Below are 14307 nucleotides of genomic sequence, written 5' to 3' on the forward strand. Positions count from 1 at the left end.
TCAAGGTGCTTGGGAGGCGACGCCGCGGTCATTGTCGTTTGTCCTGAACTGCCGCAGCATGGTGTCAATGGCGGCAAATTCAACCGGCTTGGTCAAATGGGCGTCAAAACCGGCTTCATTCGAGCGCCGCCGATCCTCTGCGCTGCCCCATCCGGTCAGCGCGATCAGGAAGGCTGCCTGTAACTGCGGCGCCGCGCGAAATTGCCGCGCCGCTTCGTAGCCGCTCATGCCAGGAAGGCCAATGTCCATGAAGACCACGTCAGGAAGGAAGTCGATAGCAACCATCAGCGCTTCCTCTCCACTAAAGGCCGAGCAGGTCTGATGCCCTGAAAGGTCGAGCATCATCGTCAGCATCGTGACGGCGTCGACGTTATCGTCCACAACGAGAACGCGGCGACGAGGCAACTGTGCCGGCATACCGACGGGCAGGGTGACAAACCGGTTGGGCGGCGCGGCAGCTATCGGCAATCGGATTGAAAAAGTGCTGCCAAGACCGGGACCGGCGCTTTCGGCAGCAATGCTTCCACCGTGCATTTCCACCAGTTGCCTGACCAGCGCCAGGCCAATGCCCAAGCCGCCCTGACCCCGGTCCAGTGTATTGTTGATCTGCGTGAACATGTCGAACACTTGATCGAGCATTTGCCGAGGAATTCCCAGGCCGGTATCGGCGACTTCAATCACAACGTTGGCGCCCTCCGACCGTGCGGAGAGCGCAATAGTGCTGCCATTTTCACTGTATTTTGCTGAATTACTCAGCAAGTTGCCAATCATCTGGACCAGCCTTGCGGGATCGGCCTCGATCCACAACGGCTGTTGCGGCAGGGTGACGTGCAAGGTGTGCTGAGCAGCGCAGATCAGTGGCTGGGCCGCCTCGGCAGCTTCTTCCATGACAACGTCCACCAGCACGCGTTGCAAACGCAGCAGCACCTTGCCGCTCGTGATGCGGGAAATATCGAGCAGGTCGTCGATCAGCCGCGTCACCTGGCACAGTTGTCGCTCCATGATATCGAGGATGCCATGCGACGAAGCGAAATCGTTCCTCAAGCGCAGCACTTGCAGGCCGCTCGCGATGGGCGCCAGCGGGTTGCGCAGTTCGTGCGCCAGTGTTGCAATAAATTCGTTTTTGCGGCGATCCGCATCCGACAGCGCTTTTTCAGAACGGGTCAACGCGGCATTGCGTCCAATGAGTTCACGCGCCATTGTCAGGCGCTCGACGGCGTTCTCGACAATGCGGGTGAGGGCGAGCGGCGTGAGTCCGTCTTTGGCAATGTAGTCCTGGGCTCCGGCGCGCAGCACCAGGCGTCCAACCTCGGGGCCGGTGCCTCCGGTCAGAACCACCACCGGGCAAATTGGCAAGCCGTCGGGGCCGGCCAGGGCCGCAAGCACGTCGAGTGCGTCCATATCGGGCAAGTTAAAGTCGAGCACCACGCAATCGGGCAAGGCCGGGCTACGCAAGACGGCGTCCACGCCCGCCCCCCCAGTTTGGCTCTCGGAAAAAATGTAGCGGCGCTCCATGCTGCCACGCAGCAGAAGGCGTCGGATCTCGCCGCAGTCGTCCGGGCTATCGTCAATGATGACGATGCGCCAGTCAGACGTGGGAAGGGCGGTCATGAACCAATGCCCGCGCCCGGCGCTGCACAACTTGCAGGAAGTCGCGTGTCCATGCAGGGCTTTGCCAACCAACCGTGCGAGGTGTCCATATCCATGTTATTGACGCGCCTCCCCATGGGGCACAGTAAAATAGAACGTTGTTCCGCTCCCAGGCAGCGAAGTGAGCCATATTTTTCCACCGTGTCGCTCTACCAGTTTGCGCACTACCGTCAAACCGGTACCGGCGCCGCCACCATACTCGTCGCGCCCATGCAGTCTTTTGAAAAGCTTGAAAATTTGGGAAAAATGCACGGCGGGGATACCGATGCCGTTGTCGGCTACGTAAAAAATCCTGTGCTGCTGCGAATTTTCCGGACAGCCCAGCCTTGGATGTGGTTCACCGACCTCAATGGTCCCAATCTCGATGCGCTTTGGAACGGTATCGGTAAAGCATAGTGCATTTGCAATGAGGTGAATATACACCTCTCTGCACCAGCCACGGTTGCCGTTTGCGATCGGCATCGGCCGGGGCAGGACAATCTCGACCTGCGCATCCGCGGGCCGAACCACCATCTCGACCGCCTCCGCGACAATCTCGTTGAAATCGACGCTTTCAAGCGTCAATGCCGCCTTCCCGATTCGGCCAAAGTGCAGGAGCGACTCGAGCAGGCTGTCCATGCGCACGGTCAGGCGCATCATCCGGTCGAGCTTGCCGCGGTCCTTGTGATCGGGCAGCACGGCGTCTTGCGCCAGTTGGAACGCGTATTGATGAATGCCACGCAAGGGTTCTTTCAGATCGTGGCTTGCGACATAGTTGAACGCATCGAGTTCTGCGTGGCTGTTGGCCAGTTCGGCGTTCAGCGACAAGCGCTGCTCGGCATTGTCAATCACCAGTTCGACCAACTGCTGCTGCAGCTTGGCCACTGCCTCGCACTCCACCGACGTCCATGGCAGCGAGCGTTCGCGCACCGATTCAACAAACAAGGCAAAACTGGCGCGCGGGGTCAGGCGGGTCCCGTTCGGGCCAGGCACCATGACTTTGTCGTGTGGATTGCCGGCCCAGTTCACGGTCTGGATCGTTTCCGGGCGAAACCACAGCAATAAGTCGCGCCCGCTGCGCGACAGCGGCACCGCCAACAAGCCGCTTGCCACGGCGGCAAAGGCGGCAGCCGCCGGGTAATCGCGCGCGAGGCTATCGGTGGCATACAGCTTTTTCGGATTCCCGAAGAACTGAAAATTGTTCAACCATTCACCGAGCTGCGTAAGCTGCGTGGTTTCAGGAGTCGTGCCAACACAGTACCATTGACCATCGTGGTACAGCGCGGCGCCGCTTGCTTGAACGCCGTTCATCAGGGAAATTGGGCCACCGGCCAGGGCGCCGAGCCCACCTTCGCGCGAAGCGACCGTCACCAGCTGGTGATGCACCGAGTCCAGTTGGAGACGGTAGGCCAGGTGTTCCCTGTCCTCGACGGCATTATGCTGAAGCGAGATGACCTGGGCTAAAAACTCGCATGCCGCCCGCACCTGGTAGGGCAGGTGCTTGGGCTCGTCGTAGTGGTGGCAGGTGATCAGGCCCCATAGCTGGCCCTCGCGGCGAATTGCCATGACGGCAGAGCCGCTTACCAACATATTTTGCAGGTATTCCGTGTACATAACCGACACGCCGCGCAGAAAACAGTACGTCATGTCGAGCGGGGCATTGGTATCGGGATGCAGCAGCGGGACCATTTCCGCCAGCGTACCAGCGCTGTTGGGAATCGGACGGAACCAGATCTTGCTGAACATGTCGCGCGCCGGTTTGGGAAAATCTTCTGCCGGAAAATGCATGCCGAGCCATGGCGCCAGATCGGCGCGTTTGCTCTCGGCGAAAATTTCGCCGTGGCCATCCTGATGAAACTTGTACACCATGACCCGGTGCATGCCCGTCATTTCGCGGATTTCATCGGCGGCCAGGGCGCAAAAATGCAATAGTGAATCGGCTGTCTGAAGCCGAGCAACGGTTTTTTTGACAAAGGCGTAATGGTCGAAGCTTCCAGCGGTGCTGCGGCTGGTTGTTTCACACTCGAGGATTGCAACGTCGTCGATCACATGGACCGTCACGTCGATCAGTCCGGCTTGGTCCGCTTGGCCCCGGTCGTCTTCCAGCGATAGCAAATACATTGGATTACCATCCAGCGCTTGCGCGGCGAGGAGAATGCGTAATTGCTCCTCGCCCTCGGCACCGATCACGGCACTAACCGGCTGGTTCAGGATAGACTCAAGGGCGTGTCCGAGCACGCCTTCGACATTGTCACTGGCTTGCACAATGCAAAGGTCCGCCAGCCGCAGTACCAGCAGGGCGCCGTGCGCCTGCACGCAGCCGGGAATGCGCACCGGTTCGCTGTCGCAGTTGTAAAAGTTCACGCCTTCCCGCTTGACACTATACGGTTGGGAAAGGAGAGTGGGCGTTGTCGCCTTGCTGTCGATCGTCGTCATTGGATGGGTGATGCTTTGCTTGGCAGTGTGAAATAGAAAGTCGATCCCTGGCCTGCCGAGGAATCGACCCAGACCTGTCCGCCATGTTGCTCAACGAGCTTGCGAACGATGGTCAACCCTGCACCGCTGCCGCCGCCGTAGCTGTCGTGGCCGTGCAGCCGCTTGAAGAGTTTGAAAATTTGCTGATGGTGCTTGGCCTGGATACCGATGCCGTTGTCGGCCACGTAGAAAATGGCCTGGCCCAGTATCTTCTGGGGGCAGTGCGGACGCGGGTGGCTGTCGTTTGGCGCGATGTAGCCGACTTCGAGGCGCTGGTTGGCAGTGTCGCTGTACTTGAGCCCATTGGACAGCAGATTGACAAAAATCTGCCGGCACCTGATCCGGTCGCACAGCACCGTCGGCAGCGGGCGCGGCACCGCCACTGCATGCTCCTTGTCGATGGTGCGTGAGCCAAGAAAATCCAGGGCCTCCGCCAGAATCTCGTTGAGGTCAACCTGTTCCAGCAAAAGATCGGTCCCGCCCACCCGCGAGAAGTGCAGCATCGAATCGAGCAAGCCATCCATGCGCACGGTGAGTCGTACCAAACCGTCGAGTTTGCGACGGCTTTCGTCATCGATTGATACAACATCTTCCAGCAATTGATGTGCGTAGCGATAAATGCCGCGCAAGGGCTCTTTTAAATCATGGCTGGCGACGTACACGAAAGCATCGAGGTCCGCGTTACTGCGCGCCAAGTCGGCATGCAGCACCGTACGCCGTCCGGTCTGTCCGGCCACCCACTCGGCGAGCATGAACCGCAGGCTGGCAGCAGCGTCGATTTCAACCAGTCGCCACGGCAGCGACTGCTGCAGCACCGATTCGGCAAAACGTTCAAAACTGCGGCGTGGGGTCAAGCGCGGACCGTTTGCGCCCGGCACGGTGGGCTTATCGTAGGGGTTGCCGCCCCAGTTCACGGTCTGGATCGTTTCTGGGCGAAACCACAGTATCAGGTCTTTTCTGTTGGCCGAAACTGGCACGGCAATCAAGCCGCTACCCACCTTGGCGAACCCGGCGGCAGGGGCGTACGCCTGGGCCAGCTTGGCCGTCACGTACAGGGGACGCGGGCACGCCGGGAGCATGACAGCGCTGAGCCAATTGCCCAGACCGTTCAGCTCATCGTCGGTAGGCGTATTGCCGATGCACCACCAGCGCTCGAGATAGTAGAGCGCGGCGCCGCCCGCATCGATCCCGTTCAACAGCGATGGCGTGCCGTTGATGAGGCCGGCCAGGCCACCGTCGCGTGCGGCCGCGGCCAACAACACTTGGTGCACGCCTTCCATTTTCAGGCGGTAAGCCAGGTGCTCCTTCTCTTCGGTCGCTTGCTGTTGCAGCGAGACCACCTGCGCCAGGAACTCGCAGGCGGCGCGGATGTGATACGGAATATGGCGCGGCCCGTCGTAGTGGTGGCAGGCAATCAAACCCCACAGTTTATCGTCGCGCCGGATAGCCAAGGTCAGCGCCGCCGTCACGCCCATGTTGCGCAAATACTCGGTGTACATGATGGAAACGCCGCGCAAGACACAGTGCGTCATGTTCAAAGGTGCGCAGGTATCCGGGTTGGCGAGCGGAACGAGCTCAGCGAGCGCACCGGAAACGTCCGACACAGGCCGTATCCACGTTTTGGTGAAGATGGCGCGCGCCGGTTTGGGAATGTCTTCGGCCGGATAGTGCAGACCGAGCCAAGATGGAATGTCATCGCGCCGGCTCTCTGCCAATACCTCGCCGTGCCCGTCGTTGTGAAACTTGTAGACCATGACTCGGTCCAGACCAGTGAGCCCCCGCACGTCGTTCGTGACCACATCGCAAAACTGTTGTAGCGAGCTCGCCGACTGCAACTTTGCCAAGGTCGTTTTGACCAGGGCGTAATAGTCGGGCTTGGGTTCGACGGTATGGCTGGTGGCTTCAAATTCCAGCACCGCCACGCCGTCGATGGTGTGCACGGCCACGTCGAGCACCGCGTCGCCAGTGCCCGTATGAGTGCTCGGCAACGTCATCAGATACACAGGATTGCAAAAAACTGCTTCTTGATCCAGCAAGCTGCGCAAGCGGGATTGGCCCTCGACACCGATCACGGTACAGATAGACTGCTCAAAGAGTTGCTCGGCAGACTGCCCCAATACAGCGGCGGCATTTTCGCTGGCCTGCACAATGCGCAAATCCGATAGCCGCAGCACAAGCAAGGCCCCATGGGCTTGCACGCAGCCCGGGGTTTGCACCGGTTCACTGTCGCAGCTGGCGATCGCCAACCCATCGCGCTTGGTGCTGTAGAGCTCGGGACGCCCGTCCAGGTTGACGGCGCCTGCAACGGTCTGAGTCATCGGCTTACTTCTTTCTCACACCACTGCTGGAGCGTGTCAAAGGTGGCGCGCGCGCTGGCGACAACAACGTCCTGCTCGCTTGACGTCAAGGAGAAATCGCTAATGGCAGTGCGAAACTGCTGCCACATTGCGCCAGTTTGCCCGCCATACCCGCAAAAAAACTTTGCGCCAGAGTCTTGTGCGACTCCCAGCTTTTGCTCCACGTACCGATTGATGATCACGCCGCCCAGCGTGGCGCCTTCAAGAACATACAAACACCCGAAACACTCGGCAGCGCTGCCAAGCGAAGGCAACTGCGTGCAAAGCGGTAAACGGGTGTCGGTTTGCTGCCCGAGTGCGATCAGATCGGCTTGCAAGAGGGGCGTTTTGCGTCGTGGCTCCACGGCAAGCCACGGGGCAATGAAGCCGCCATCGTCGAGCAGCCACTTTTCGATGGGTTGGTAGAACCCGTAAAATTGTTCGAGTCGACGCCTGTAGCGCTCAAGCGTCAAATCATCCTCCATTAACCGAAGCGTTCGCTCAACGGCATCATGCTCGGTACGTGTCTCACTACGCAATCGGGAAAGCAAAGGTGTTTGCAGAGTGGTACCCATTTGTCTAAAAGAAGCTTTCTAACAGAATATTCTGGCTGAATGGCAAGATGCTCGATGGGGTCATTTGCAATCAGAACCATACGCGCTTCCATTGCGAGCATGGCGTGCAATAGCAACTTCCGCCTCAGGTGCATGAGCAGATTATCTCTTCCATGGTGTAGCGTCATCGGTCGATGACCTTTAGGACGGCTTGAATGAATGTGGAGAGTAGACCGAGAGACGCCCGCTATGTCCGCAATTGTAGGGCTATCTAAATTTAATGGAGGAAACAGGGACAGCAGGGGTACGCAGCTCGCATTGACCACGATCATAGCGCATATCCCGGCAAAACCTAGGCAAATAAGGCAATTTTCTGCGGGTCATGGCAATCTGCTATCGCCTCACGGACGACGGAACCCGTTGCCATTGGTCGCGTCCCTTGGCCTTGGCAGCATACAGCGCGCCGTCGGCGCAGCTGATGAACGCCTTCACATCGGCCAGGTCCGAGGTGAGAGGAACTTGCGTGGCAATCCCGATACTGGAGGTCACGCGACGTTGTTGTCCTTGCGCGACGGGCGGCAGGTCGCGGATGCCTTGGCACAAGGCCGTAGCGATATGTTCGGCCGCCTTGGCATCGGCATTGACCAGCAGAATCGCAAATTCGTCGCCACCGATGCGCGCCACACTATCGCCGGCGCGGCGCCCGTTATGGGCCAGGAATACCCCCACCGCAGCCAGGCAGGCGTCCCCGGCAGGATGCCCGAAAGTGTCATTGACGTACTTGAAGTGGTCGAGATCGACGAGCAGCAGCGACAGCGGATAGTGCAAACGGTGCGCGCGCCGCCATTCGAGCTCCAGGTGCGTATCGAAGTAATTGCGGTTGTTCAGTCCGGTAACCGCGTCGGTAAAACTGATCTGTTCGAGTTCGCGCGAGCGCTGTTCCAGCAACAGCGTGGTACTGACCGCCACAATATAGTCTTGCTGTCGCCGGTACGCCGCAGGCAGCACATAGACCAGAAAACCAATCGACAGTGCACCCCAGGTCCACTCGACGGAGTTTCCGGACAACAGCATTGTCACCCCGGCCGGCAGCAGCAGAATGAGCGGGAAAAAGATGCGTAGGGTGGTGATGAACGCGACGGCAAACGTGCCGCTGCCAGCCATGCCGGTGACCACCAACACCGTCGCGATGCGGATGGGTTCAAGCTCGGGCGCCAGCAAGGACCAGATCGTCATCGTGCTCCAGTGCGTTGCGCTGCTCAGCACCGTGAAAATGAGCGTACGCTCCAAAAATTGCGCTTGCCCCGCAACACGCTTGCGCATCCTGCCATACACGAACAAACGCAGGCTGGTGGTCACCCCGAGAATGGCCAGATTAATCCAGAAAAAATGCGGCGCAAGGCGGATAAAATCGGCCCGCACCACCAGCAGAGTCCAGATCACGGGATAGGCGACCAGGCTGATCAGATTCTGGCTACCCAAGTCGAACAAAATGCGTTCGCGCAGTTCCGACTGATTCACTTGATGCTGTGTCATTGAAAGACCAATAGGGTGAAATGACGCTGGGCCGGGTTAATGCGCACGGCGATAAAGCGGTTAGCTTATCAGTAGAATGGACGATTATTAGTGAATGCAGGAAATTGTGTTGCTTCTTGGGCAGGATAGGGGCACTGGCGCCAGCAGGGACCCGGGCCGTGGCGCAAGCGCAGGCGTGCAGGCGGGTGTACCTACTTTTGCGGCAACCGGCGTCCCGTGTGGTGACCCCGACCGCGGTGTGACCCGCCTATTGGGCGCGCGCCGAGCCCGGTACCGCGAAGACGGCGGTGGACAAGGTCAACAAGGCGCCGCCAGTGCTAAGCTGACGCCATGTCAGAGCACCCGGACAATTGGTCCGCTAGAGATTACAAGGGAAGAGCACGTGAGCGAACAACGTTACAGCCGCATTAATTATCAAGGCGCGACGTGGGCGGCCGCCGGCTACACTGCCATCGTATTCGTCTTCGCTTTTGCTGTGGGTACAATCCGCGTAACCCAAATAATGCCGCGAATCGGGGCAATACCGGCCGTACTTCTGGAAGCACCGATCGTGCTCGCGGTAAGTTGGAGAGTTTCCCTTTGGTGCAATCGGCGATTCCGTCTCGGCTGCGAACCCCGTACGCGAACGCTGATGGGCGTGCTTGCCTTCATGCTTCTCATGCTGCTTGAGTTGAGCTTTTCCGTCTTCATCTTTGGCGAGACCGTTGGCCACTACTTGGTGCGAACAGCGTCAATATCCGGCGCTATCGGTCTGGCCACGCAAGTCTGCTTCGCAGCCATCCCATGGATCCAATGCCGCTTAAGCTCCGGAACGGTCCGGCATAGTTCGCCGTAGCCTTTACTGCAACGTCTACAATGGGCCGAAGGGCTGCGTTTCGCACGCCGCTATTATTTCAGCTTTTCATGGTGAGCCATCCACCTGCGTTCCACTATGCAGCCTGTTCCGATGTTTGCCTTAGCACGGCATCGTAGGGTATCAGGTGCAGTGGAACGCAAAACCGGGTTAAGCATTCGCATGGTCAACGTTTCCTGCGATGAACCGCCCCGCCAGCATGGCCGACACCCTTACCGACTTATTAAAAAGCTAGACTTTGCGACGAGCGATGACTGTTGCGAAGCGCTTGAGAGAGTTGACTGTGGCGCCTCGAAGTCATGAAATACTTCCTCAAGGATGTCCCACTCCGCTAACGCTTCGTTTAATTCGTCGGCGCCGAATAGGTAGTAGCAGGCCGGGTCGAACCTATCCAGAAACGTCGTTCCTTCAGGCGGCATTCCGGGCAACAAATTGACAGCCTAAAAACTCCCATTTACGTCAAAAACGATGTTGCCAAAACGCTCGAAATCGAGCATTCTTGCAACCCAGTTTGCGCCCCTGAAATCGGTGGTCAAAGTGGCGCCATTACGCCGGAAATGGGTGGCGCCTTAATGCCGGAAATTGACACCAACCATGTACATGTCGTATCCGGCGACTGGGCTGTTGTTCTGCAGCAGCTTAGCGCCCGCTTCGAGCATTTTAGTTTTCGGCGTTTTTTCGGCACCGGGCGGAACGCTAGGTGGCGCCACTGCTCAGGTAGCGGAAACTTCTCTGATGAACGCGGCAAAATTGTCAGAGTCTTCCAGATTGAACCCAACACTGCGCGCCTCATCGAACGTTCGCTCGGCTGTCCATTTCTTTTGCCTTGCATGGCTCAGCATGAGCAGCAACGCGGCCCGTGCTCCGGTAGCGCAGTGCAGCAGATGAGGCCCAGGGGTGCGCGCCATCGCACGTTCTAATTCATCGATTTGACGAGCTGCTAATGCGGCTTTGTTGACTGGAATGTTGACGTAACCAAGGCCGTTGGAACTCGTCGTCTCCTCATTCGACGTGTTGCTTTCTCCTGGCATGCGCAGGTCGATTACAGTCTTAATACCCAACTGCTTTGCCTCATGAAAATCCTGCGCAGCTGGCTGAGAGCCAATATAAATACCATCTTCAACTTGTTTAAAGTTCGCCATGTTCTTCCCCTTTTTAGTCAGTTAGCCTTGTGGGCTTTCGGTCATTTGCTTGCAATATTTGGCCAAGTCTTCTGGAATATGCGAGGGGCATACACCGCATTGGCGGTTACCTGGGACCGCGTAATCGATGAATTTTGGATACGGTAAATTCAAATCACGCATGATGTCCTCGAATTCCGCGAGAGTCTTTCCTTCACCCAGACGTGGGTTCCGGCGCTTTTCCTGGGCGATTGATGAGACAAACCGCTCTTTGTAGTCGTGCGCCGGATACACCAACGTCTCATCGGGCAACGTGAACAGCTTGTCGTTCACACTTCTGTAAAGCGCATCTGCATCACCATTTTGAAAATCTGTCCGGCCGCAGCCTTCAATAAGGAGGGCGTCGCCAGTGAAAACGCGGTCATTGAACAGGTAGGCAAAGTGGCCGTCGGTATGCCCTGGCGTATGCAAGGGATGCAGGACGACGCTACCGATACGTAACGGAATGCCTTCTTCGATACCGACATCAGCGCAGGGGAGCTGGTCAAAGGCCGGGGCAGCAATCTTGCTACCGACGGACCGCTTCATTTCAAGTGCGGCGGTGATATGGTCGGCATGGATATGCGTGTCAACCGTGTATGCCAACTTGAGGCCTAGCCGATGCACTTCCGCCAAGTCACGATCCATCGCTGCGATAACAGGATCGATCAGTATTGCCAACCCCGAGTCTTGATCCCCAAGTAGATATGTGTAGGTGCTCGACAACGGTTCATACAATTGCTTAAAAATCATGATCTCTCCATCTCCAAGTAGCTGACGTTTCTGATACAGTCATCATATACCAATTTATATTTCATTGTATGATATAGTGTGCGCATGACGTTACTGGAACCAGATTGATGATCACGCCAAAGCAACCTGCACTACTTCAACTTGAAGCTGCCGCCGGGCAAGCAAGCAAGCTTCTTAAAGCTCTGTCTAATCCTGATCGCCTGCTGTTGCTATGCCAAATGACCCAAGGTGAGTTTTCGGTGCGCGAGCTTGAGCTTTTGACCGGAATAGCACAGCCAACGTTGTCGCAACAACTTACAGTGCTCCGAGATGAGCATTTGGTGACTACGCGGCGCGATGGCAAACAAATTTTCTACACTATTGTCAGCAAAGAAGCGTTAGCTGTGCTGCAGGTGCTGTATCAACTGTACTGCCCACAAGACTAGGATCCATCCATGACAATTGACTGGAATAACTTCACGCCTTGGGCGTCACTTGCAGGTGGTGTGATGATCGGGCTGGCCTCAGCGCTCTTTTTACTTTTCAACGGCAAAATTGCCGGGATCAGCGGAATCGTCGGCGGTTTGCTTCAATCGAAACGAGGTGATGTTTTTTTGCGCATCGCGTTTGTGATGGGGATTGTGATCGCGCCGCTGGCGTTTAGTGTGGTGCGCCCCTTACCTGACGTCGACATCGAGGCTGGCTACCCTCTGCTCGTGATCGCTGGACTGTTAGTCGGCTTAGGCACCCGTTATGGCTCAGGCTGTACGAGCGGCCATGGTGTATGCGGGCTGTCCAGGCGCTCACCCCGGTCCATCGTTGCTACTGTTGCGTTCATGTTTGCCGGGTTTGCGACAGTCTTTATTGCACGCCACGTGCTCGGTTAAAGGGAGTATTTATGACGATCGTTTCAGCTCTGTTGTCTGGCTTGTTGTTCGGAATTGGCCTCATCGTTTCCGGTATGACTGATCCATCCAAGGTAACTGGGTTTCTGGACCTGGCAGGAAAATGGGATCCGTCACTTGCATTCGTGATGGGCGGAGCGATCATTATTGGTTCGCTGTTGTTCCCATTTGCAACCAAACGAGAAAGGTCAGTGTTGGGAAGCCCCATGCAGCTGCCGACCGCTACAACGATCGACCGTCGCCTGGTCTTGGGCGGATTGACATTTGGCGTCGGTTGGGGACTAGCCGGCTATTGCCCGGGACCCGCACTGGCATCGCTTACGCACAGCGGTGCAAAGCCCTGGGTATTTGTTTTCGCGATGCTAGCGGGCATGGCGTTGTTTGAGCTGACCGAAAGGTTAAACAATAAGGCTAAATCGAAGGCCGCGTAGCGAACAGGGGAAGCAAATGGTGCTTAGTCTTGCTTTAGGCGTCGTGGTGGGCGTCATCATGGGATTGACTGGAGCCGGAGGCGGCATTCTGGCCGTTCCGCTGCTTGTCTTTGGCGTCCAATTGTCGGTCGCCCAAGCCGGGCCTATTGGTCTTCTCGCAGTCGGAATTTCGGCTACGCTTGGCGCCCTGATTGGCTTAAAGAACGGCATTGTTCGTTATCGCGCGGCCATGCTCATCGCCGGAACTGGAATTTTGTTAGCTCCGCTTGGGGTGTGGCTGGCCCAACGACTCGATACAAGCGTACTGGGTGTTCTCTTTGCCGCTGTACTGGCATGGGTGGCATACAAGACATTGAAAGAAGCGAGGGCCCTTGGCGCAGGTGGTGAGCAAATTCATCTAGCGCCACCTTGCCTGCGGGACACGCAGAACGGCAGATTCGTTTGGACATCCAAATGCGCCCAAGTGCTGACGTTCTCAGGTGCGATTGCAGGCTTTCTCTCTGGGCTGTTAGGCGTTGGCGGCGGTTTCGTAATGGTGCCTGCCCTGCAACGGTACACCGATCTGACGACACGATCCGTAGTCGCCACTTCTTTGGCCGTTATCGCCCTTGTCTCGCTCGCTGGAGTAGGCAGCAGCATCGCAACAGGGCAGCTAGACCTCGCAGTGGCACTGCCATTCGCTGCGGGGGCGGCGGTGGGAATGGGCGCAGGGACAGTGCTGTCTACAAGGCTGTCGCAAAAAAGCTTGAAACTTTCATTCGCAATTATTTGCGCTGTAGTCTCTGTAGGCATGGTTGTAAAGTCAGTTGCCGCCATGACTGGGTAAACAACTGGTGCGCGGGGCAGCTAGGCATTTCCATAATTGCTCACTTATATCCATACTAAGCGCTCGTAGTTGATTTTTGGAGTAATTTTTTGGATGCAATTCAGTTAGGGCCGCTTGTCGTGCCCATGCAGGTAGCCTTACTGGTCGTGAGTGTATTGCTCGCAAATGCAGTTGCCTGGTTTCATCGGTCCCGCGGTCATGATACTGGCACCATTCTGTGGAAGATGACGTTGATTGGTTTTGCCGTGGCGAGGCTTATCTTCGTGTTCCGCCATAACGATATTTATTTCAAAGATTTCATGTCGATTATCGATTTCCGCGACGGGGATTTGATAGCTTAGCCGGTTTTTCCGCTGCAATCATTGTCGGGGTCGAGTTGACCAGGCGCAGCCCGATACTGCGTACGCCACTGACAATTACAGCATTATTTGGGTCCGTGGCCTTCTACGGAGGCGCGTTGATTAATCAAGCACTCTGGCCTCCAGAGGCACCTATTCCGGCGGTAGAAGTCCGTCGGCTTGACGGATCGACACTGTTACTTAGCAGTTTCGTCGGTCGTCCAATAGTCGTCAATATGTGGGCTACCTGGTGCCCGTCATGCCGCAGGGAGATGCCCGTTTTGAAGTCTGCGCAGCAGGCACATCCGGAAATCGAATTTGTGTTTGTAAATCAAGGTGAGTCAGCGGAGACCGTGGAATGCTACCTTGCAACTCAGGGATTACAAATGCGAAACGTAGTTATCGATCCCGCCAAGCAGCTCAGTGCTCGAACGGGGTCTTCCGGTTACCCGACTACCCTTTTTTATGATGCAAAAGGTCGGGGGTAAGGCATCAAGACCGTCAATCAAGTGACCAATACTTTTTTGGTAGG

14 protein-coding genes are annotated in these 14307 nt (G+C 57.0%); 7 read left to right on the forward strand and 7 right to left on the reverse strand.

From position 1 onward, the window contains the following. From ACP7D4_RS22735 to ACP7D4_RS22755, 5 genes are all read right to left on the reverse strand, one after another. Positions 1 to 1611: a response regulator gene (locus ACP7D4_RS22735; RefSeq protein WP_426211462.1), complete on the reverse strand. Its 1611-nt coding sequence runs from the start codon at positions 1609 to 1611 to the stop codon at positions 1 to 3. Positions 1612 to 1707: 96 nt separating this feature from the next. After that, positions 1708 to 4065: an ATP-binding protein gene (locus ACP7D4_RS22740; protein WP_426211464.1), complete on the reverse strand. Its 2358-nt coding sequence runs from the start codon at positions 4063 to 4065 to the stop codon at positions 1708 to 1710. Continuing rightward, on the reverse strand, positions 4062 to 6350 hold the full coding sequence (locus ACP7D4_RS22745; protein ID WP_426211466.1) for an ATP-binding protein: 2289 nt from the start codon (positions 6348 to 6350) through the stop codon (positions 4062 to 4064). The genes ACP7D4_RS22740 and ACP7D4_RS22745 overlap by 4 nt, the downstream gene beginning before the upstream one ends. Before the next feature lie 68 nt (positions 6351 to 6418). Beyond that, on the reverse strand, positions 6419 to 7015 hold the full coding sequence (locus ACP7D4_RS22750; protein ID WP_426211468.1) for a biliverdin-producing heme oxygenase: 597 nt from the start codon (positions 7013 to 7015) through the stop codon (positions 6419 to 6421). A gap of 372 nt (positions 7016 to 7387) precedes the next feature. Continuing rightward, on the reverse strand, positions 7388 to 8530 hold the full coding sequence (locus ACP7D4_RS22755; RefSeq protein WP_426211470.1) for a GGDEF domain-containing protein: 1143 nt from the start codon (positions 8528 to 8530) through the stop codon (positions 7388 to 7390). Between the two features lie 382 nt (positions 8531 to 8912). On the opposite strand from ACP7D4_RS22755, the gene ACP7D4_RS22760 reads away from it, so the two are divergent. Next, positions 8913 to 9365 carry a hypothetical protein gene (locus ACP7D4_RS22760; protein WP_426211472.1) on the forward strand — a complete coding sequence of 151 codons (453 nt, stop codon included), beginning with the start codon at positions 8913 to 8915 and terminating at the stop codon, positions 9363 to 9365. 731 nt (positions 9366 to 10096) lie between these two features. On the opposite strand, the gene ACP7D4_RS22765 is transcribed toward ACP7D4_RS22760, so the two are convergent. Beyond that, positions 10097 to 10525, reverse strand: coding sequence for a beta-lactamase hydrolase domain-containing protein (locus ACP7D4_RS22765; protein ID WP_426106626.1), 429 nt, complete (start codon positions 10523 to 10525; stop codon positions 10097 to 10099). 21 nt (positions 10526 to 10546) lie between these two features. Beyond that, a complete protein-coding gene (locus ACP7D4_RS22770) occupies positions 10547 to 11296 on the reverse strand; it encodes an MBL fold metallo-hydrolase (RefSeq protein WP_426106627.1) in 750 nt (249 codons plus the stop codon). A 107-nt stretch (positions 11297 to 11403) separates the two neighbouring features. On the opposite strand from ACP7D4_RS22770, the gene ACP7D4_RS22775 reads away from it, so the two are divergent. From ACP7D4_RS22775 to ACP7D4_RS22800, 6 genes are all read left to right on the forward strand, one after another. Further along, positions 11404 to 11721, forward strand: a complete 318-nt coding sequence (locus tag ACP7D4_RS22775) for a metalloregulator ArsR/SmtB family transcription factor (protein ID WP_426211474.1) — start codon at positions 11404 to 11406, stop codon at positions 11719 to 11721. Positions 11722 to 11730: 9 nt separating this feature from the next. Beyond that, positions 11731 to 12162 carry a YeeE/YedE family protein gene (locus ACP7D4_RS22780; protein WP_426106630.1) on the forward strand — a complete coding sequence of 144 codons (432 nt, stop codon included), beginning with the start codon at positions 11731 to 11733 and terminating at the stop codon, positions 12160 to 12162. 11 nt (positions 12163 to 12173) lie between these two features. Continuing rightward, complete coding sequence (locus tag ACP7D4_RS22785; protein ID WP_426211476.1) at positions 12174 to 12611, forward strand: YeeE/YedE family protein; 438 nt, start codon at positions 12174 to 12176, stop codon at positions 12609 to 12611. Between the two features lie 16 nt (positions 12612 to 12627). Next, on the forward strand, positions 12628 to 13437 hold the full coding sequence (locus ACP7D4_RS22790) for a sulfite exporter TauE/SafE family protein (protein WP_426211477.1): 810 nt from the start codon (positions 12628 to 12630) through the stop codon (positions 13435 to 13437). 89 nt (positions 13438 to 13526) lie between these two features. Then, positions 13527 to 13778 carry a hypothetical protein gene (locus ACP7D4_RS22795; RefSeq protein ID WP_426106634.1) on the forward strand — a complete coding sequence of 84 codons (252 nt, stop codon included), beginning with the start codon at positions 13527 to 13529 and terminating at the stop codon, positions 13776 to 13778. 95 nt (positions 13779 to 13873) lie between these two features. Continuing rightward, the gene (locus tag ACP7D4_RS22800; RefSeq protein ID WP_426106635.1) at positions 13874 to 14263 is read left to right on the forward strand and encodes a TlpA family protein disulfide reductase; all 390 of its coding nucleotides are present in this window, start codon (positions 13874 to 13876) and stop codon (positions 14261 to 14263) included. Positions 14264 to 14307 lie beyond the last annotated feature (44 nt).

This window comes from Massilia sp. TWP1-3-3 (assembly GCF_049897805.1).
In the GTDB taxonomy this organism is placed as follows: domain Bacteria; phylum Pseudomonadota; class Gammaproteobacteria; order Burkholderiales; family Burkholderiaceae_D; genus Telluria_A.